Here is a 20,147-nt window from a genome sequence, read left to right on the forward strand (position 1 = left end):
AGAATCAGACGCAATCCCGCGAAATCCATGGTGAATCCCGCGAACTTCAGGTGGAAACCCGCGGAAGGGATTATTATGCTAATCAAACAGCACGGATTCCCACCAGAATCAGACCCAATCCCTCGAAATCCACGGTGAACCCCGCGAACTTTCGGTAGAAACCCGTGGAATTGGTTAGGCTTTGATGTTTTTCTCATAATTAAAACTCATAAACAACGCCATTTTAATCCAAACTATTAAGAAGACTAAGACAGGAGGGTCAATATTTGGGTATTACACTTTCGATCATCGTGTTCTTACTACTCGTTTGTTTATGGTTAGTGATTGATTACAAATTAGGGCGAAAAAAACACTTATCCGCTGTGACAAAAAGAGAATATCCGGTGCGAAATGGAGACCTCACTCTTTTTACAACTGGCGAGGAATTATTTAAGAATTTATTTGATGAAATAAGAGCTGCTCAGGAGCATATTCACCTCTTATTTTATATAGTGAAAGATGATCCAATTAGCAATGAATTTCTCTCAATTCTTATGGAAAAAGCAGAGCAAGGGGTGAAAGTGCGCTTGCTAGTTGATTGGGTTGGAGGAAATAAAGTATCAAAGAAAAATGAAAAAGCACTTAAAAAAAGTGGTGTACAATTTTTTTATTGCCACAAACCTAAGTTTCCCTTTTTATGGTATTCATTAAATGAAAGAAACCACCGCAAAATTGCAGTCATTGATGGCAAGGTAGGATTTGTTGGAGGTTTTAACATTGGTAAGGAGTACCTAGGTAGAGATCCGAAATTTGGATTTTGGAGGGATTACCACCTTAAAATAACAGGTCCAGGGGTTCATGATCTGCAAACCCAATTTTTATATGATTATCAAGATAGAACGAGTGAAGATCTTCTTATGAATACAAAGTATTTTCCAGAGCTTCAAGAGGGACCTATCAAAATGAAAATGGTCCCGACAGATGGTGCCTTTTTACAAGAACATTTTACCGAACTTCTAAATTCAGCAGAACATGAAGTGATACTTGGCTCTCCTTATTTCATCCCAAGCAAGGAATTAGTTCAGGCATTGAAAAATGCAGCACATAGAGGGGTAAAAATTAAAATTTTGATTCCGCGAATCGGAGATCATCCCTTTGTTAAGGAAGCCGCCTATCCTTATTTTAAACCACTCATGGGTATTGGCATCCAGTTTTATTTTTATGAAAAAGGATTTTATCATGCAAAAGTGTTTGTGATTGATGATAAATTATGTGATATTGGAACAGCAAATTTTGATAAGCGCAGTTTGTTTCTCAATCACGAAATTAACTGTTATATTTATGATAGAGCGTTTATTCATTATGTAAAAGGTGAAATACGAAAGGACCTTGCTCATGCTACTCCACTTACATTTGAGGAGTTAAGAAAAAGAAGTATTTTTCACCGTGGGAAAGAAAAATTTTCAACATTAATTTCAGGTTTCTTATAACCTTAGGCTATTTACGGTGGTGAAAAAAGAGTGAAAATCAGGTTCGGCTACGTTTCACATGCACTCTCACTCTGGGAGTGCTCCCCTGCAAAGACTTTAACTTTTACACGTTGGAAGTCACTTGATCAGGATGAACGAAAGAGAAAATTATTAGAGGTTACTGGCACTAATTTACGTAACACGTTGCGAATGCTCTATTATAACATTGCACATGAAATTGAATTGTACCGGATGTCTTCTTCCATTGTACCGCTTGCAACACACCCAGAGATTTTATGGGACTTTCGTTCTCCATTTAAAAAAGAGCTTAACGAAATTGGAGAATTAGTGAAAAAGCATAACCTTCGGGTGAGTCTACATCCAAATCAGTTCACTCTTTTTACGAGTGATAAGGAGCATATCACTGCAAATGCTGTGCTAGATATGCAGTATCACTACGATTTATTTGAAGGAATGGGGATTGCCGACAGAACGGTCATCAATATCCATGTTGGTGGTGCTTATGGGGACAAGGGTCTTGCAGTTAGTCGTTTTTACGAAAACATTAAGAGGCTGCCTTCCCATGTAAAGGAACGAATGACATTAGAAAATGATGATAAAACATATACTGCAGAGGAAACGTTAGAGGTATGTCAAAATGAACGAATCCCAATGGTCTTTGATTATCATCACCATGTTGCAAATCTTTCTGAGCGAAACTTATCAGAGCTATTGGTTGATATTCATCACACATGGGATCATCTTGAAATCCTTCCAAAAGTACACCTATCATCACCTAAAACAGAAAAAGAATTCAGAAGTCATGCAGATTTCGTAGACCCTGACTTTATACGACCTTTTTTAGATGTCAGTCGAGAGATTGGTCAAGACTTTGATGTCATGATTGAAGCAAAGCAAAAAGATAAAGCCCTTCATCAACTTGTAGCAGACCTTTCAAAAATTAGAGGGGTGAAGCGAACAGGTGGCGCAACAATTGAATGGAAATAAGAAAAGCGGAAGCGCCTGCTCAGCCACAGGCAGGCATAAGGCGAAGCACGTAGGAAATCTTGTTTTCCGTAGTGATTCGACTTATGACCCCGAGGGGCTAGGCGCTGAAGCTAGACACCAAGAAAAGCGGAAGCGCCTTGCTCAGCCCCGAAAATTGCTTGAGGACCCTTTTTTTCTTTCCTATAATTTTTAAAAAAGCCGCTGCTCCAAAATTGGAACTGCGGCTTTTAGCTTTTATACTCCTTTATTAAAAAAGACAGAGACCCATGTAAATAACTTAAATCCCAAATATACTCCGACAATCCCAGTTACCCCTGCCAGTGCTGGAGGAGCTGGAATTGGTAATCTTAATAAAGCAAATAAAAATCCTACGATAACTCCAGTGATTAATGCTAATATTGTTTCCCTCATTAAGGTTTCCTCCTATACTAAAGAAAGCTTTACCATCATAACAATCACCTTATTTATATCCAATTAAAAGACCCTCTACTCTTACTTAGAGGGTCTTTATTATATTTTTTTACATTTTTTCTGGTGCAGACACTCCAATAAGAGCTAATGAATTCTGCAATGTAATTTGTACGGCCTTCATTAAAGCTAAACGAGCTTTTGTTTTTTCAAGATTGTCATGATCAAGTACCTTCTCAGCATTATAGAAACTGTGAAGTGCTGACGCAAGCTCATACGTATAGTTTGTTACACGGTGCGGGATTCTTTTTTCAGCTGCTTCAGCAACAGCCGCTGGGAATTCCCCTAGCTTTTTAAGCAAGTCAACTTCCTTCTCTGAAGTAACATGCTCAAGTGCAAGATCACCACTCAGTTCAATCCCTAGTTCTTCACCTTGTCTTAACATGCTGCAAATTCTCGCATGTGCATATTGTGAATAGTACACTGGGTTTTCATTTGATTTAGATACGGCCAAATCAAGATCAAAGTCCATATGTGTATCAGCACTACGCATCGCGAAGAAATAACGAACTGCATCAAGACCAACCTCTTCAATCAGGTCACGCATTGTTACTGCCTTACCTGTACGTTTACTCATCTTCATTTTCTCGCCATTTTTATATAAATGCACAAGTTGAATGATTTCTACTTCTAAAGTATCCTCACCATACCCTAACGCTTGGATGGCAGCCTTCATACGTGGAATGTAACCATGGTGATCTGCACCCCAAATATTTATTAACTTCTCAAAGCCACGCTCTAGCTTGTTCTGATGGTATGCAATATCTGGTGTTAAATAAGTATATGAACCATCTTGCTTTTTTAATACACGGTCTTTGTCATCTCCAAAAGCAGTTGAACGGAACCATGTTGCTCCTTCTTCTTCATAGATATGACCTTTTTCACGTAAAGTAGCAAGTGCTCTATCAATCTTTCCATCATGGTAAAGAGAAGTTTCAGAGTACCATACATCAAACGATACACGGAATTCCTCTAGGTCCTTTTGTAGCTTAGCCATTTCATATTTCAAGCCATACTCACGGAAAAAATCAAACCGTTCTTGCTCTTCCACTTGTATGTATTTATCGCCAAATTCTTCAGCTAATTTATTTCCGATTCCGACAATGTCCTGACCATGATACCCATCTGCTGGCATCTCTTTCTCTAGACCAAGAGCCTGCATATAACGAGCTTCCACTGAATAAGCAAGATTATTAATTTGATTTCCAGCATCATTAATATAATATTCACGAGAAACATCATACCCTGCTTTTGCTAAAACATTACTTAAAGAATCACCAACTGCAGCTCCTCTAGCATGTCCTAAGTGTAGGTCTCCTGTTGGATTTGCTGAGACAAACTCGACTTGAACTTTTTGGTTTTTCCCTGTATTCGTCTCTCCGTATGCTCCTTGAGCTTTTAAAATCGTAGGAATAAGGTCTGTCAGATAGGTATTATCCATGTAAAAATTAATAAATCCTGGGCCAGCAATTTCAATCTTGTCAATCGATCCTTTTGACTTATCAAAGGCTTGTACAAGTTCTTCAGCAATCACTCTTGGTGCCTTCTTTGCAATACGAGCTAGCTGCATCGCCATGTTTGTAGAGAAATCACCATGCGCTTTTTCTTTCGGGATTTCTAATACAACCTCAGGAATTTGCTCCTCTGTAGCAAGACCTGCTCTTTGAACAGATGCCTTTATCTCATCTTTAAGACGTTCTTTTGCTTGATCAAAAACGTTCATTCTTTTTCCTCCTTGAATGTGATGGTGATTGAATATCGTCCAGTTGGTTCACCCTGTAGGACAAGTGTATATGCTAAAAACAATTTCCCTTTTTGAGATTTGTCATAGAATGTATATTCAATATTATTGGTTTTGGTAAGCATCTCCATGTTTCCCGCTTGACTTTGGTAACTACCAATCGCCAGTTCACCTTTGAGAAATTGCTGCCTCATTTTTACAGCACCAGAACGAAGAATGATTACTTCGGACTCTTTTATTTTCACAATCGTCTTGACGTCACCAAGATCATTTGGCTCAACAAATGTAAGATATGTATGATTTCCTTTTATGTAGTATTGACCAGTAGCATGGAATGCAACGGTTTGTTTTTGATTTTGGTCATTGATCTCTGTGACAAATTTCAGTTTAATGGGTGTTCCAGTGTCAGCAGCAACGCTCAATTGTTACACTCCTCTGATTTTATATATAGATACCGTTCAATAAGTATAAAGATTCTTGCGTGAAAGTTCAATAGGTAGAGGGTGTTGGTTAAGGGTGTTTTTGTCGAAAAATCGATAAATCATTGAATCTCGCGGATAAATGTTCAAAAGTGACGGATAAACTCTAAAAAGTCGCGGATATTCGACAAAATCTGGTTGATAAACTTTAAAAAAGGGGGTAAAACGTCCTTTTTCCATACGAGAAAGGCACTCAAAAATGCCTGAGTGCCCCCTTAACATAATAAATTATAAATAAGTCGTGTGGTTCGGTCCCACATTATGATTAGTTCCTGGTTTTACATGAATAATGATATTAATTGCTAGTAAAATAACACTTATTACAAGAATCGTGCCACCCACAGCAACTGCTGGTATTAATGCCTCATTGCCATTCACGACAAATGCTAAGCCAATCATCATAATTGGTAAGAAAATATTATAAAGCCAGAATTGAACCTTTGCCAATTTAGTTGAAGCTGCTGCTGGAAATAAACAGTATACAGTACCAATAATAGCCATTGAAACCCAACCTAATAAATTGATATGAACATGTACAGATGTCAATGTGTATGAGTGTACAATTGACATATATAACCCCATACTAACCCCAATCACAAAATAAATGACTGCCATTTTAATAAACCGAATTCCTATCATCTTCGCCCGCCCCCTTTCCACTTTTAATATATTAGGACTAACTAACATAAATACCATATTTATCCTTACAATTGAAAAGATCACCCAAAAAAACGCCGCCTCTTTGCATCAAGAAGCGACGTGTTTTACCTATTTATTTCTTTTGTACCCATCCAAGTATCATTTCACGAATCAGCTTACTAGCTGTATTTACCGTTTGTTCAGAATTGTCATAAATAGGAGCAACTTCAACTAAATCACAACCGACTACCTTAATGTCAGACTTTGCAATCGCATGAATAGATGCTAGTAATTCTCTTGATGTAATCCCACCTGCATCAACAGTTCCAGTACCTGGTGCATGTGCAGGATCTAATACATCAATATCGATTGTGACATATACAGGTCTACCTGCAAGCTTTGGCAGCACTTCCTTCAATGGCTCAAGTACTTCAAATGGTGAAATATGCATGCCTACTTCTTTTGCCCATTGAAACTCTTCCTTCATCCCAGAACGAATCCCAAATGAATACACATTTGTAGGTCCGATTAGCTCACAGACTTTTTTAATTGGTGTTGAATGTGAGAGAGGCTCTCCCTCATAATGATCACGCAAATCTGTGTGAGCATCCATATGGATAATCGCTAAGTCTGGATATTTCTTATACATTGCCTTCATCACAGGCCATGAAACTAAGTGCTCTCCACCCATACCTAAAGGAAATTTATCCGCTGCTAAAACTTGATCAACAAACTCTTCAATCATTTCAATGCTCTTTTGCGGATTTCCAAATGGCAATGGAATGTCCCCTGCATCATAATATTTCACTTCTTCTAATTCACGATCTAGATATAAACTATATTCTTCGAGACCAATTGAAACCTCGCGAATACGCGCCGGACCAAACCTTGAGCCTGGACGATAACTTACCGTCCAATCCATAGGCATTCCGTAGATTACTGCTTCACTTTCCTCAAAAGATGGGTGACTCTTAATAAATACATTTCCTGAATATGCTTCATCAAATTTCAATTTATTTTCCTCCTCTAATAAACTCCTCATAAAGAGGTTGCCCCAGTTAAGTGCTCTCCACCTAAAGGGCAACCTCATGTAAATCATAGACTTAAGATTATTTTACCAAATCAGCTACAAATTTCGGTAATACAAATGCTGCCTTATGTAGCTCTTTCGTATAATACTTTGTTTCAATTTCGTGGAAACGCTCTTCACTTATTTCTAATGGGTCATGCTTTTTTGATCCAATTGTGAACGTCCATAATCCACTTGGATAAGTTGGGATGTTCGCAATGTATAGTCTCGTAATAGGGAAAATCTCTTTTACATCACGTTGAACATTTGAGATTAACTCTGGTGTAAACCAAGGATTATCTGTTTGTGCTACAAACACGCCATCTTCTTTAAGCGCTTTTGAGATTCCAGCATAAAATCCCTTCGTGAATAGGTTAACGGCTGGACCAACAGGTTCAGTTGAATCAACCATAATGACATCATATACATTTTCGCTTTGGGCGATATGCAAGAATCCGTCATCCACTTTCACTTCGACACGAGGATCATCTAATTTCCCAGCAATTTCAGGAAGGTATTGTTTTGAGTATTCAATAACCTTTCCGTCAATTTCTACAAGAGTGGCTTTCTTTACACTTGGGTGTTTTAACACTTCACGGATTACTCCACCATCTCCACCACCGACAACTAAAACATTTTCAGGATTTGGATGTGTGAATAAAGGAACGTGTGCGACCATTTCATGATAAACAAACTCGTCTTTTTGTGTTGTCATGACCATTCCATCAAGGACAAGCATGTTCCCGAACTCTTCTGTCTCTATCATATCTAGCTTTTGAAATTCTGTTTGTTCTGTATGTAATGTTTTATTAATTTTTGCAGTGATACCGAAGTTATTTGTTTGTTTTTCTGTGTACCATAATTCCATTTTGTATGATCATCCTTTCAAAGAAGTTTTGCTTAGTAACATGTGCTCCATGGTACCTTAAGCAGTTGATTATAATTCTTTTTCTCCTTTGCTGTTTCATAACCATTGTGGCTAATTATACCTTAGTCGTTGATTTCCACTCCAGGTGCAATCTTTCCGCGGGGCAGGCGATGAGCCTCATTTATCTTACGGTCTCATGGGATATCCTGCAAATCCCGCAGGAGTCTCGCACCTTCCGTTCCAATCAACTAAGTATTAACAAAAAGAGTAATCTGTTTTTATCGTTCCCTATTGATTTAAATAAAAACGTATACTTTGGAATCTTATTGCTTAGCTATCACTTTTGTTCATCTATCCTGAATATAGGTGTAGGTAACTTTCCATTCACTACGAACCACTCCCTTTCCGCGGGGCGCTTCGTGAGCCTCCTCGTCGCAAGCTCCTGCGGGGTCTCACGCATATCGCAAATCCCGCAGGAGTTGAGTGGTTCTTCGTTCATTTCAGTACTTGGTAATCGTCTATTTTTCATTTTTCATTGAGCATATATGGTTTGCATATGGCTTCACTAAATAAACTTATTATTTATCACTCACTACGTACCACTCTCGTGATGCCGCAGGGTAGCCGTGAGTCTTCTCCGAGTCTTCCGTAAAAAAGTATAGAGGAATCTAGCAAAATTACAAGAAAAACTTTCTTTTTTTAGAAGATAGAGGTTTAAAAAGGGCAAAAGAACTTAATACTGAGGCGTATATGTATAAATACTAAGAGGAAACTGCATCTCAGCCTGATTCAAGAGAATGCAATAGTGAGGTGATTGTGTTGGAGATCATCACAAATAATCGAAAAAAAGCAACATTAAAATATGTGCGTGCGTTTTTATTTTTCAGTCTCATTCTTTTGATTCTATTTATGCTTTTTATAACAGGCGTAGTTATTTATGCGAAATCAAAAGGTGCTCCACCACTAGCTGTGCCTCAATCAACTTTAATATATGCTTCAGATGACTCGCTAATCGGTGAAACTCATTATGGTGAGAAAAGGTACTGGGTACCTCTAGATGAGATTAGTCCTGCCGTTGTTGAGGCGACACTTTCGATTGAAGATCGAGGTTTTTATTCTCATCACGGGTTTGACTATAAGCGGATTGTTGGGGCTATCCTGGCTGACATTAAAGCAAGAGCAAAGGTACAAGGAGCCAGTACCATTACTCAACAATATGCAAGAAACTTGTTTTTAACTCATGATAAAACATGGCATCGGAAAATTACAGAAGCACTTTATACGGTTCGACTTGAGCTTAATTATACTAAAGAAGAAATCCTAGAAGGTTATTTAAATACGATTTATTATGGGCATGGTGCCTATGGAATCGAAGCAGCTGCTAATTACTATTTTGGTAAACATGCTAAAGACCTTACCATAAGTGAGGCTGCGCTTTTAGCTGGAATTCCAAAAGGGCCTACTCATTATTCTCCAAAGGTGAATGAAGATGGTGCAAAAAACCGTCAACAGCTGATTCTTTCGGCCATGGTTGAAAATGACTATCTCACAAAGCCTGAATTAGAGACGATCTCTTCTCAAGAACTTAACTATACCTTTGGAAGTACAAAGGAAAGACCTGTCATTGCTCCCTATTTTCAAGATGAGGTCAAGAGGTTATTAGCAAGTAAACTAAAGCTAGACCAAGAAACCATTAACACAAGCGGACTTCGGGTATTCACAACCTTAGATCCAGAGCTTCAGAGTATTGCTGAAGAACAAATCACGCAAACCATTGCCAAAGATTCGGAGATTCAAGTAGGATTTATTGCAATGGATCAGCATACAGGTCAAGTGAAGGCAATGGTAGGTGGCAGAGACTATACTGAAAGCCCTTTTAACCGAGTGACGCAAGCTGAGAGGCAACCTGGCTCTACCTTTAAGCCATTTTTATATTATGCAGCATTAGAAAAAGGATTTACCCCTTCGACTTTAATGCGTAGTGAAGTGACTGCTTTTACGTTTGATGATGGTAGAGAAAGATATGTTCCACATAATTTCAATAATTATTATGCAAATGATAAAATTACACTTGCCCAAGCAATTGCACTTTCAGATAACGTCTATGCTGTGAAAACACATATTTTCCTTGGTCAGGATGTTTTAGTTAATACAGCAAAGAAGCTTGGAATTACAAGTCAACTAGCATCAGTTCCATCATTAGCTTTAGGTACCTCTACTGTGAAAGTTCAGGATATGGCAACTGCTTATAGTACGATTGCTAATGGAGGAGTGAAGCAAGAGCCACTTTTAATTGAAAAGGTGTTAAATCATAAAGGGGAAGTTATTTATGAGAGTACACCTGTAAAGAAACAAGTGTTAAAGCCTGAGGAAGCCTTTGTAACAACACATCTGTTGACAGGGATTTTTGATGAGAAATTAAATAATTATACTAGAGTAACAGGTCGAACAGTTATGGATCAATTAACACGACATTATGCAGGCAAGACCGGAACAACGAGAACTGATAGCTGGATGATCGGATACTCTCCACAATTAGTTTCAGCCGTTTGGACTGGGTATGATCGTGATAAAACAATTGATTTAACTGCAGAAAAAACCTATGCAAAGGAAATTTGGGCTAGCTTTATGGAAAAGGCTCATGAAGATTTACCAGTTCTCCCATTCCGAGCTCCTGAAGGGGTAGTAGCTGTACAGGTTGATCCTGATAGTGGTCTTCTGGCGACAAAGAAATGCTCTGAAAAAGCGAGATTAACTTATTATGTAAAAGGAACAGAGCCTACTGAATCTTGTATAGGGAAAGCTGAAATTACTAATGAAGAAGCTCCTAAGGAAGCCGATGAAGAAGAGAAAAAAGGTTGGTTTAAACGAATCTGGGATTGGTTTTAAAAGAAAAGCGGAAGCGCCTGTCTTAAATAAATATAATGAAAACCCCGGGAGTGTTGGCCCGGGGTTTTCGTGTCCTAGTATCAATGCGTTAACATTGTAAATTAAGTTTACTTATTTTACAAGAAAAGCTCAAGTACAACTGATTCCGTTCACAATATCGTCACATTTACAGAATCATGTGACCTTTAATCCAGTTTTTAACTCTTCTGTTGATCGCTCCCACATGCCTTGATCATGATTTTTTAAATATGTTGATAGTAATGTTTTAGACTTATCATCCATATGTTCAACCATAATCTTTCGCTTTAGTGATTTATCCATCTTATTTACATGCTCAGGTAATGATTTATACCCTCTGCGAATTTCTCGATCTACAGTCATCTCACATGCCGTCACACCTGCATAATAAGGCCCTTCCACATGGCGATCAATCGTTACCCACACTAACCAGAATGGCTTACCATTAGGGACATCTTCTTTATTTGGTAAGAACTTAATCCCTTTTTCCACAACACTTCGGGCATGCATTGCACCGATATCAACGAATACCTCTTCTTCATCAATATCCACAAATACAGGTGAAACATTATCTAGACTTAAGGCACCTACACCATACCCTCCATGACCATCGGTTGGGTCACTTTTAATGATATTAAATCCAATGCTTTTTTTCTTTTTTTCCAATGATGTTTCCTCCTAACCAGTTTAAATGAATCAACTAAAATCCAAACAATGGACGAATTAAGTTGAATAATGTCTCTTGTACTAGGTAAATTCCATTTGATAAAAAAGGAGAAATTGTGCGATCTCCGATTGGAGTGATTACTAAAAATAAAAATAAAATGACTCCATAGCTTTCATATTGTGTCATTTTTGCTCGAATATTCCCTGGCATCAAATCCTCTATGATTCTGTAACCATCCAGTGGTGGAAAAGGAAGTAGATTAAAAACAAACAGCATAATATTGAGACTAATTAGGATATTGAAAAATTGCTCCACCGCTTCTAATGCTATTCCTGATAATGAAGAAAAAACACCTAAAGTAGCAAGTAAGTAAAACAGGATAATGGCAATTAGTGCAACCAATAAATTACTAATCGGCCCAGCAATCGAGACCAGAATACCTGCAAGTCTAGGATTTTTGAAATAGAATCGATTAACTGGTACTGGCCTAGCCCACCCAAAACCTGCAATAAAAATCAGAAGGGTTCCAATTGGATCTAGATGAGCAATCGGATTGAGCGTTAATCTACCTTGTTTCTGTGCAGTGTGATCCCCAAACTTATAGGCAACAAATGCATGTGCAAATTCATGAACCGTAAACGCAATTAAAAGTGATATAACGACAAACGGAATTGATTCTAATGGGTACCGAATAAACTGTTGAATAATATCCACATGAGTTCTCCTTTTTATGTTCAATATCATCAGTATACAATATTGCATCCAATAAGTTAAAATAATGGACATATATGTTTTACATAAAATTTAAAAGGAGAGATTACCAATGCCATACGTAACAGTAAAAATGCTTGAAGGTCGTACTGAAGAACAAAAAAAGGCGCTTGCAAAAAAGGTAACTGAAGCTGTATCTGAAACGACTGGTGCTCCTGAAGAGAAAATCGTGGTATTCATTGAGGAAATGTCCAAGAACAATTATGCAATCGGTGGAAAACGTCTGAGTGACGAAGAATAATAAGAAAAGCGGAAGCGCCTGTTCAGCCCCGACAGGCATAAGGCGAATCACGTAGGAAATCTTGTTTTCCGTAGTGATTTGACTTATGACCCCGAGGGGCTAGGCGCTGGAGCTGGACACCTAAGAAAAGCGGAAGCGCCTTGGTCAGCCCCGACAGGCATAAGGCGAATCACGTAGGAAATCTTGTTTTCCGTAGTGATTTGACTTATGACCCCGAGGGGCTAGGCGCTGGAGTTGGACACTAAAACTAAGTATTAACTTTTATACTTCTAAAAAAAAGAATGGGACAACCATTCTTTTTCAACATTACTGTTATTGAATCAAATTATCATTTAAATGGCGATTGTCAGCAAGGTCTGATTTTCCATCAAGGATATGTGTCATACCACGTACAATTGAATCATCCTCAAGCAGACTCCATAAGTGATACCCTAAATCTTCTCGATCAACTAATACTTCCTCTAAAACTTGAACCGTACCAAAGTCTTTTAATTGATGAGCTCGATCGATTGTTTTGCGAAGCATACCTTGAATTTTTATTTCATGCTCCAAATCATTACGAGCAAAATCTCTCATTGTATAACGACCTTCGACTTCATGCTTAATATAAGAGATCTCATGTTGTGTCACCGGATGGGCTGTAGGAACAACCCCTAGGCGTGCCACTCTCTCCCCAACTTTATCAATATGTTTGATTGTCTTTTCAATATGCTCCTCAAATAAATGGTGAAGACTTAAAAAGCTTTCTGCCCCTTCAGTTAACCAATGGTGCTTAGTATATTGATGTAGGGCAACATTTAAAGCACACATATGCTCATCCAATTGAAGGCCCATTTCCAGCCGAGTTTCATATGGAAGGCTGATTCCACTTCCCTGCTTTTTCGCTGTTCTTGGTTCCTGTCTTAGGATCATTTCATTTTCATGTGTGCTTGTATGACCAGGCATTTTAGGATCAAACCCAGATTTATTTAGCTTGAATTCATCTGGAGAGAACCCATGATTATCATGCTGTTGCATTCTTTTCATCTCCTATTGTTTAAATATGTAACAAATTTATCTTTACCAAACAATAAAAAACGATGTATTTCTTTTTAAGCAGAAAATAAAAAGGCCGTCCTGTGAGCGGCCTTAAATTGTTTCTATTGAACAACCAATTGTTTTTGCAGTGTTTCGATATAGTTATATGCTTCTTCAACCTCTTCATCTGTATATCGTTGCTTGCTTTTCAAGGTGAAAATTTTGTTCTTCACTTCTTCTTTAGGTAAGGTATCGAAATACAAAACTGTCGACACAAGCTCAAGAAATCTTGCATTTTGGTTATTTAAATTTTGAATGGTTTCATCTAGTGGTGGCATGTCCAATTCGTAATGACTTAAGAACTGTTCCCCTTTGTCTGTCAAAGAGTATTTATACTGACTGTAGCCACCTACTTTTTCTTTTACCTCATGTAGGAAACCTAAATTACAAAGTTCTTCAACACGTAGTGTCAATTCTTCTGAGTATGGACCATAGAAGTGGAAATTATATTTTTCAAAGAATGGAAAATCTACTTTTTTTGCAATATAGATCATTTTTTGCAGCTTTTTTCTACCAATAATTTCTCCAGCACTAGAGAAAGCTTTCATAATTTTAGCGTGTTCTGTTAACAATCCCCCGTCAACTCCTCATCTGGGTCTTTAGAAAACCTTTTTGTATCTATCTTTTTATTCCAAGTTTAATAATTCTTTTATTTTTTTCTTCACGGTTGATTTTGATGAAAGATGGTTAATCATATCCTCTGGAAAATAAAGCTTATGATCGGTTCGTCTTTTCCCAGAAATGGAATCTACAATTTCTGATTCACGTGAAAGCTCGCGAATTTCTCCATTTGGCATAAGTAGATGAATAGGAAGTCGTTCTTCTTCTTCTCCTGGACGATAAAAATCATAAGGTAAATCAGATGATGAGTCTACTACTAAATAATAATCCGGATTAATGCCTGCCTTCTTAAAAAGAGTCGTCAGTTCCATTAAATCCATCATCTGTTTACTAGGATTAAACTCCACATATTTAAATAACTTACGGTCAATGAACCGCTGACATAGGTCACTTAAGATTTCATCTTTTTCTTCTTGCCAAGCTTGGAAATAATAGAGAATAACCGCTTCATCTAGCTTTAAATAATCTTTGACCGTTACTTGATTGTTGAAAATTGAATAAAAATGGACAGGCTTCGTTTCAAAGCTGAAGTTTGTTTCATGCAATTTTTTTGCTCGATGCAAAATCTTCGTCAAAATGACTTCTGAGCTTCTTGTAACAGGATGAAAATAGATTTGCCAATACATCTGATAACGACTCATTATATAGTCTTCAACAGCATGCATGCCACTGCTTTTTATTACCACCTGATCTTCTTGTGGACGCATAACCCTGAGAATACGCTCCATATCAAAATGGCCATAACTTACCCCTGTATAATAAGCATCCCTTTGTAAGTAATCCATTCTGTCTGCATCAATTTGACTGGAAATCATACTTACAACAAGCTTATTTTCGTACGTTTTTGCAATCACTTCTGCTACTTTCTTCGGGAAATCCTTCCCTACTTTTTTCAAGACACTATTAACCTCTGTATCACCCAAAATAATACTTTGCGTAAAATCTTCATGGTCTAGGTGGAATACTTTTTCAAATGAGTGTGAAAAAGGACCATGTCCTAAATCATGAAGAAGGGCTGCACATAAGCAAAGAAGACGTTCATCAGAGTCCCACATTGGACGATCCACAAAGATATCATCGACCATTCGACGAATAATCTCATAAACCCCAAGAGAATGATTAAAACGGCTATGCTCTGCACCATGGAAGGTTACATAGGTTGTGCCTAGTTGTCTAATTCTACGGAGTCTTTGGAATTCTTTCGTGGCAATTAATTCCCAAATGAGCTTGTCACGAACATGGACATAACGGTGGACTGGGTCTTTAAACACTTTTTCTTCACTTAGTTTTTCATTGGAATATGTCATATTTTACCTCTTCCATCAATACATGTATCTCTTATTATAGTATCTTATCTCAGACAAAAAAACCCATTATTGAACAATTTTCGATCATTTTTTAATATTTGGTTAAGCTAGAGATAAAACGGTAATACAACGGTTTTTAAACTTCCATTCGCTACGAACCACTCCCTTTCCGCAGGGCAGTCCGGAAGCCTCCTCGTCGCAAGCTCCTGTGGGGTCTCCCGTGTACTGCATATCCCGCAGGAGTTGAGTGGTTCTTCGCTCATTCCAGAACTAGATTCATTCCAACTATTTATATATATCTAATTAAAAAATCACCTTTTCTCTTCAGAGTCTAAGGTGATCTATTTTACTTCTTTAGCTTCTTTTCTATTTTTTCAATCAGTTCGTCCTCTGTTGGTGCTGATATCGGGCGGTTATTTACAAATGCAAATGACTTTTTTCTTCCTGGTCCACAATATGATTGGCAGGCGATATCAATTGTTGCTTGTTCATCTATTTTTTTCAAACGCGGAACGAGTGACTTAATATTAGTTGCTTGACAGTCGTCACATATTCTAAATTCATTTGACATAAGATAAATCCTTCTTTCTATTAGTTACCTGTTTCATATACTATAGGCTATTTTACATATTATTATCAGCCTTTGCAACTGAAGAAAAGCGCAAGGCGCCCGTTTATCGGCGACAGGCATAAGACAAGCCGGCTTGAAGGTTGCTTTTTAACCTTCACGACGGATTGGCTTATGACCCCGAGCCGATGGCGCCTGGAGCTAGACACCACAGAAAAACGGAAGGCGCCCGTTTATCGGCGACAGGCCTAAGACAAGCTGTCTTAGTGCCTTGTTGAGCGCGCCCTCGATTATAATCCAAAGGTAAATAAATTAAAATCTATCATCCTTTTTAATTTCCTGGTATATATATCAACTTTCTTGTCCATCATATAATTATCAAAAAAATTATTCAAAAGTCAAAATTGCAAACTATCAACTAGGTAACCTCTTTTTTTAAGACTCTTTTCTAAAAGATTGTTGCTTTAGACTATTTAATTAGGTAGAGCTCGTTGATTGGAACGGAAGGTATGTGACTCCTGCGGGATGCGCAGGATATCCCATGAGACCGTAAGATAAAGGAGGCTCATCACCTGCCCCGCGGAAAGCACATACCTGGAGTGCAAATCAACCTTAACCTATGCAAATAGCAACAAAGTTGCGAAAAGATTCTTTTTTAAAGGCTACTCTAACAAGAATGTTCCAGTTGATATCATATGAGACTATTATAACCTTGGGAGTTGAAGAGAAATGATGAAAGAAAGACAAGATGCTTGGACTGAAGAAAATGATTTATTACTAGCTGAAACGGTTCTTAGACATGTGAGAGAAGGTAGCACACAATTAAATGCCTTTGATGAAGTAGGGGATGTTCTAAATAGAACCTCTGCAGCATGTGGATTTCGCTGGAATGCAGTTGTTCGCCATGATTATGAAAAGGCCTTACAACTAGCAAAAAAACAACGAAAACAACGACAACGTGCGTTAGGTCAGCATCAACCAGTGAAAAAGAAGTTACTTTATACACCTCCTGTACCTTCTATTGATACTTTTGAGGACCCTGTTGAATTCTCAGCAATTGAACAACCAGTTGTAAGGCAAATAGTAGCTGAGACTACGTCTCCCTCATCTAATATGGCAACCATTGATCATGTAATCTCTTATTTGGAATCCATGAAAGGAAAAGCCGGTTCCGTTAGTGGCCTTCAAAGAGAGAATGAGAGATTGAAAAAGGAAAACCAAGAAATGATTGCTGCTAATAAAGAGCTTGAAATGAAGGTAGAGCAGTTGGAGAAACAATCAAAGAACATTCAAGAGGACTACGAAACACTGGTGAAAATTATGAATCGCGCAAGAAAACTAGTACTATTTGAAGAAGAAGAACGTCCAGCAACTAAGTTTAAAATGGATCGTAACGGTAACCTGGAGAAGGTTGCTGAGTAACATCCTGAAAATATAAAGAGGCTGTTCCTAAAGTCATATTTAGGAGCAGCCTCTTTTTTACTTAAATACCTTATAATTTCGATCAATCATTCGCTGGTAGTTTATCTTGAATAAATCGTTCTCTTCATCTGTTATGGATGATGTATAGATTTGTTGACTCTTCTTTTTCAATGTTTGAAGTAAACGGAGCATGAAGGTTTGAACTGATAATTCCTTTTCCAGTAGCTCTGACAAGGAGGACATTGTAGAAGGAATAATCTTTGGAAATATGAACCTAGTTTCTTCTTGTTTCAAAGATCTATCATAAAACTCTTTAATAACCTGAGCACGTTCAGAACCACTGTTCGTTATACTAATATAGATTTGAACAGCAACACCGCCCCTTAATCTTCGTTGCGAGATCCCTGCAAATTTCTTACCATTAATACTTAAGTCATAACTTCCCGGACAATATGAACCAACAATCTCTCTTGCTTCTATTTGGACATTTTCTTCTATTAATAACTCTTTTACTAATTCAACCATCGCCGCGTAGCCACGATTGATATCAATCCCTTTTTCAGCATCCGGGAAAATTAAAGAGAGATTTAAGACACCTTGATCTAATACTACAGCAAGTCCTCCCGAGTTTCGGACAACAACTCGATAGCCTTTACTCTTTAAGAAATCGATTCCTTCATCCAAAAAAGGTAGCTTTGTATCCTGAATTCCCAATACAATGGTATCATGATGAATCCATGCCCTAGCTGTTGTCGCACTATTCCCTTTCCCAACAGAAGCACAAAGAGTATCATCGTAGGCAAAGGATTGCATCGCGTCAAAATGTGGACCAAAACTAGTATGATCGATAAAACGCCATTTTTGTTGTGATAGTAGACTGGTCATCATGATTACTCCTTCATTTTTTTCTAGCAAAACCAGCTTATTATAGCATAATACTTATATGTATCACAAAAAAAGGTAGCCAGATGACTACCTCATTTTTTATCTAGAATTACGTTTTATAAAGCTTGTGCAGCAGTTATTAGAGCAAGCTTATATACATCTTCTTCATTACACCCACGTGATAAATCATTTACAGGTGCATTCAGGCCTTGAAGAATTGGTCCAACCGCTTCGAAGTTTCCAAGACGCTGTGCAATCTTATACCCGATATTTCCTGCTTCAAGACTAGGGAAAATAAAGACATTTGCATCCCCTTTAATAATTGAACCTGGTGCCTTTTTCTCTGCTACAGATGGTACAAATGCTGCATCAAACTGGAATTCACCGTCAAGAACTAAAGTTGGATCTAATTCTTTTGCGATTCTTGCAGCTTCAACAACCTTTTCTGTTTCTGGAGATTTTGCTGAACCTTTTGTTGAGAAGCTAAGCATAGCTACTCTTGGATCAACATCAAACATTGATGCTGTACGCGCACTTTCGATCGCAATTTCAGCAAGGTCTTGGCTATCTGGAGCAATGTTGATTGCACAATCAGCAAACACATATTTCTCATCTTCACGAACCATGATGAAGACACCTGATGTTTTCTTTACCCCAGGTTTTGTCTTGATAATTTGAAGTGCTGGACGAACTGTATCCGCTGTTGAATGTGCCGCTCCACTCACTAGTCCATTGGCCTTCTTTAAATATACTAGCATGGTCCCAAAGTAATTTTCGTCTAATAGAATCTTTCTAGCATCCTCTTCAGACACTTTTCCTTTTCGTCTTTCAACAAATGAAGAAACTAATTCCTCCATTTCAGGATAATTAGCTGGATCATAGATCTCTACTCCCTCTAAAGTAATCCCTAAATCAGTTGCTTTTTGTGTAACCTCTTCCTTATTTCCAACAACAACAGGTGTCATGATATTTTCACTAGCTAATCGACTAACTGCCGCCAAAATACGCTCATCTAATCCTTCAGGAAAAACAATCTTCAATTGTTTGCCAGATACTTTTTCTTTTAAACCATTAAATAAACTCACCGTAAATCCTCCCAGTAACTAATTATGTACCTACTATAGGTTAAACCTTTTTAAATAAAATGCAATAATAGTGTTCTAACAAATTTGTGAAAAACACTGTTACAGTTTACAGACCAAAACAATAAGCGAATAAATTCACGTTCACTAATGTCTACTCTAGGATAAGTCTACTACCTTATAAAAGGTTGATACACTATGGATTGGCACAAGTTCTAAACAATTAAGTGTGTACCACTCTATAGTAAAAACTTTTCGGATAAATTACAACAAAAGTGTTCTAACAAATTTGTGAAAACGATTATTACAGTTTTTCTCAAATTAAATCGAGTTACTATTATTTATGTTCATCCTTTTTGTAAAAATAACCAACTCTTAACTATTTTCCCTTTATCCACGAATTCTAGTCACCCTTTAATCATTTCTTTTCATAAAGCTCGATGAAAGACTTTTTCTTCTTGAATCAACTCAATTTTGTCTTTCATAAGCTCGATGAAGGACTTTTTCTTCTAGCTCAACTCAATTTTGTCTTTCATAAGCTCGATGAAAGACTTTTTCTTCTAGCCCAACTCAATTTTGTCTTTCATAAGCTCGATGAAAGACTTTTTCTTCTAGCTCAACTCAATTTTGTCTTTCATAAGCTCGATGAAAGACTTTTTCTTCTAGCTCAACTCAATTTTGTCTTTCATAAGCTTGATGAAAGACTTTTTCTTCTAGCTCAACTCAATTTTGTCTTTCATAAGCTTGATGAAGGACTTTTTCTTCTTGCTCAACTTAATTTTGTCTTTCATAAGCTTAGTTCGGTGGGATTTTATATCCTAATCATGTCTCATGAGGTTAAATGAGGAAATGGAAGGCAAAACTATGATATATTATTTT

At 37.6% G+C, this 20,147-nt stretch carries 19 protein-coding genes; 5 read left to right on the forward strand and 14 right to left on the reverse strand.

The genetic code is table 11. The features are described from left to right. Positions 1-266: 266 nt before the first annotated feature. The gene (gene cls, locus BLQ56_RS10470; protein ID WP_238457238.1) at positions 267-1,469 is read left to right on the forward strand and encodes a cardiolipin synthase; all 1,203 of its coding nucleotides are present in this window, start codon (positions 267-269) and stop codon (positions 1,467-1,469) included. 30 nt (positions 1,470-1,499) lie between these two features. Continuing rightward, positions 1,500-2,456 carry a UV DNA damage repair endonuclease UvsE gene (gene uvsE / locus BLQ56_RS10475; RefSeq protein ID WP_090853458.1) on the forward strand — a complete coding sequence of 319 codons (957 nt, stop codon included), beginning with the start codon at positions 1,500-1,502 and terminating at the stop codon, positions 2,454-2,456. A 234-nt stretch (positions 2,457-2,690) separates the two neighbouring features. On the opposite strand, the gene BLQ56_RS10485 is transcribed toward uvsE, so the two are convergent. From BLQ56_RS10485 to speE, 6 genes are all read right to left on the reverse strand, one after another. Continuing rightward, positions 2,691-2,867, reverse strand: a complete 177-nt coding sequence (locus BLQ56_RS10485; protein WP_090853464.1) for a XapX domain-containing protein — start codon at positions 2,865-2,867, stop codon at positions 2,691-2,693. A gap of 109 nt (positions 2,868-2,976) precedes the next feature. Continuing rightward, entirely contained in the window at positions 2,977-4,647 is a 1,671-nt protein-coding gene (gene argS, locus BLQ56_RS10490; protein ID WP_090853467.1) for an arginine--tRNA ligase, read from the reverse strand. Then, positions 4,644-5,087 carry a YwiB family protein gene (locus tag BLQ56_RS10495; RefSeq protein WP_090853470.1) on the reverse strand — a complete coding sequence of 148 codons (444 nt, stop codon included), beginning with the start codon at positions 5,085-5,087 and terminating at the stop codon, positions 4,644-4,646. The genes argS and BLQ56_RS10495 overlap by 4 nt, the downstream gene beginning before the upstream one ends. A gap of 285 nt (positions 5,088-5,372) precedes the next feature. Beyond that, positions 5,373-5,783 (reverse strand): cytochrome-c oxidase, encoded by a 411-nt coding sequence (locus tag BLQ56_RS10500; RefSeq protein ID WP_238457239.1) that lies wholly within the window; start codon positions 5,781-5,783, stop codon positions 5,373-5,375. A gap of 133 nt (positions 5,784-5,916) precedes the next feature. Next, positions 5,917-6,795 carry an agmatinase gene (gene speB, locus BLQ56_RS10505; RefSeq protein WP_090853473.1) on the reverse strand — a complete coding sequence of 293 codons (879 nt, stop codon included), beginning with the start codon at positions 6,793-6,795 and terminating at the stop codon, positions 5,917-5,919. A gap of 97 nt (positions 6,796-6,892) precedes the next feature. Next, positions 6,893-7,720 (reverse strand): spermidine synthase, encoded by an 828-nt coding sequence (gene speE / locus BLQ56_RS10510; protein WP_090853476.1) that lies wholly within the window; start codon positions 7,718-7,720, stop codon positions 6,893-6,895. Positions 7,721-8,539: 819 nt separating this feature from the next. Here speE and BLQ56_RS10515 point away from each other — a divergent pair. Then, positions 8,540-10,609 (forward strand): transglycosylase domain-containing protein, encoded by a 2,070-nt coding sequence (locus tag BLQ56_RS10515; protein ID WP_090853479.1) that lies wholly within the window; start codon positions 8,540-8,542, stop codon positions 10,607-10,609. A 174-nt stretch (positions 10,610-10,783) separates the two neighbouring features. Here BLQ56_RS10515 and BLQ56_RS10520 read toward each other — a convergent pair whose 3' ends face one another. After that, positions 10,784-11,293 carry a YwhD family protein gene (locus tag BLQ56_RS10520; RefSeq protein WP_090853482.1) on the reverse strand — a complete coding sequence of 170 codons (510 nt, stop codon included), beginning with the start codon at positions 11,291-11,293 and terminating at the stop codon, positions 10,784-10,786. Positions 11,294-11,327: 34 nt separating this feature from the next. Beyond that, entirely contained in the window at positions 11,328-11,999 is a 672-nt protein-coding gene (locus BLQ56_RS10525; RefSeq protein WP_090853971.1) for a site-2 protease family protein, read from the reverse strand. A 118-nt stretch (positions 12,000-12,117) separates the two neighbouring features. Between BLQ56_RS10525 and BLQ56_RS10530 the strand changes: the two genes are divergently transcribed. Continuing rightward, entirely contained in the window at positions 12,118-12,306 is a 189-nt protein-coding gene (locus BLQ56_RS10530; protein ID WP_090853485.1) for a 2-hydroxymuconate tautomerase, read from the forward strand. Between the two features lie 312 nt (positions 12,307-12,618). Here BLQ56_RS10530 and BLQ56_RS10535 read toward each other — a convergent pair whose 3' ends face one another. The 4 genes from BLQ56_RS10535 to BLQ56_RS10550 form a co-directional block, all read right to left on the reverse strand. After that, complete coding sequence (locus tag BLQ56_RS10535; protein WP_090853488.1) at positions 12,619-13,323, reverse strand: Dps family protein; 705 nt, start codon at positions 13,321-13,323, stop codon at positions 12,619-12,621. 122 nt (positions 13,324-13,445) lie between these two features. Further along, positions 13,446-13,955 carry a YwgA family protein gene (locus BLQ56_RS10540; RefSeq protein ID WP_090853492.1) on the reverse strand — a complete coding sequence of 170 codons (510 nt, stop codon included), beginning with the start codon at positions 13,953-13,955 and terminating at the stop codon, positions 13,446-13,448. 54 nt (positions 13,956-14,009) lie between these two features. Further along, entirely contained in the window at positions 14,010-15,311 is a 1,302-nt protein-coding gene (locus BLQ56_RS10545; RefSeq protein WP_090853494.1) for an HD domain-containing protein, read from the reverse strand. Positions 15,312-15,657: 346 nt separating this feature from the next. Further along, positions 15,658-15,882 carry a YuzB family protein gene (locus tag BLQ56_RS10550; protein ID WP_090853496.1) on the reverse strand — a complete coding sequence of 75 codons (225 nt, stop codon included), beginning with the start codon at positions 15,880-15,882 and terminating at the stop codon, positions 15,658-15,660. Positions 15,883-16,608: 726 nt separating this feature from the next. On the opposite strand from BLQ56_RS10550, the gene BLQ56_RS10555 reads away from it, so the two are divergent. Next, positions 16,609-17,301, forward strand: a complete 693-nt coding sequence (locus BLQ56_RS10555) for an RsfA family transcriptional regulator (RefSeq protein ID WP_175490261.1) — start codon at positions 16,609-16,611, stop codon at positions 17,299-17,301. Between the two features lie 57 nt (positions 17,302-17,358). Here BLQ56_RS10555 and lipL read toward each other — a convergent pair whose 3' ends face one another. Next, positions 17,359-18,189 (reverse strand): octanoyl-[GcvH]:protein N-octanoyltransferase, encoded by an 831-nt coding sequence (lipL, locus tag BLQ56_RS10560; protein WP_090853499.1) that lies wholly within the window; start codon positions 18,187-18,189, stop codon positions 17,359-17,361. A gap of 113 nt (positions 18,190-18,302) precedes the next feature. After that, the gene (gene pta / locus BLQ56_RS10565) at positions 18,303-19,271 is read right to left on the reverse strand and encodes a phosphate acetyltransferase (protein ID WP_090853502.1); all 969 of its coding nucleotides are present in this window, start codon (positions 19,269-19,271) and stop codon (positions 18,303-18,305) included. Positions 19,272-20,147 lie beyond the last annotated feature (876 nt).

Origin of the sequence: Litchfieldia salsa (assembly GCF_900104555.1) — a bacterium.
In the GTDB taxonomy this organism is placed as follows: domain Bacteria; phylum Bacillota; class Bacilli; order Bacillales; family Bacillaceae_L; genus Litchfieldia; species Litchfieldia salsa.

Bases quoted from the DNA above. Each gene is read 5' to 3' on its own strand.
- BLQ56_RS10535 (WP_090853488.1), bottom strand. From the start codon at position 13,323: ATGCAACAGCATGATAATCATGGGTTCTCTCCAGATGAATTCAAGCTA.
- speE (WP_090853476.1), bottom strand. From the start codon at position 7,720: ATGGAATTATGGTACACAGAAAAACAAACAAATAACTTCGGTATCACT.
- BLQ56_RS10550 (WP_090853496.1), bottom strand. From the start codon at position 15,882: ATGTCAAATGAATTTAGAATATGTGACGACTGTCAAGCAACTAATATT.
- BLQ56_RS10555 (WP_175490261.1), top strand. From the start codon at position 16,609: ATGATGAAAGAAAGACAAGATGCTTGGACTGAAGAAAATGATTTATTA.
- BLQ56_RS10530 (WP_090853485.1), top strand. From the start codon at position 12,118: ATGCCATACGTAACAGTAAAAATGCTTGAAGGTCGTACTGAAGAACAA.
- BLQ56_RS10500 (WP_238457239.1), bottom strand. From the start codon at position 5,783: ATGATAGGAATTCGGTTTATTAAAATGGCAGTCATTTATTTTGTGATT.
- argS (WP_090853467.1), bottom strand. From the start codon at position 4,647: ATGAACGTTTTTGATCAAGCAAAAGAACGTCTTAAAGATGAGATAAAG.
- lipL (WP_090853499.1), bottom strand. From the start codon at position 18,189: ATGATGACCAGTCTACTATCACAACAAAAATGGCGTTTTATCGATCAT.
- BLQ56_RS10545 (WP_090853494.1), bottom strand. From the start codon at position 15,311: ATGACATATTCCAATGAAAAACTAAGTGAAGAAAAAGTGTTTAAAGAC.
- BLQ56_RS10485 (WP_090853464.1), bottom strand. From the start codon at position 2,867: ATGAGGGAAACAATATTAGCATTAATCACTGGAGTTATCGTAGGATTT.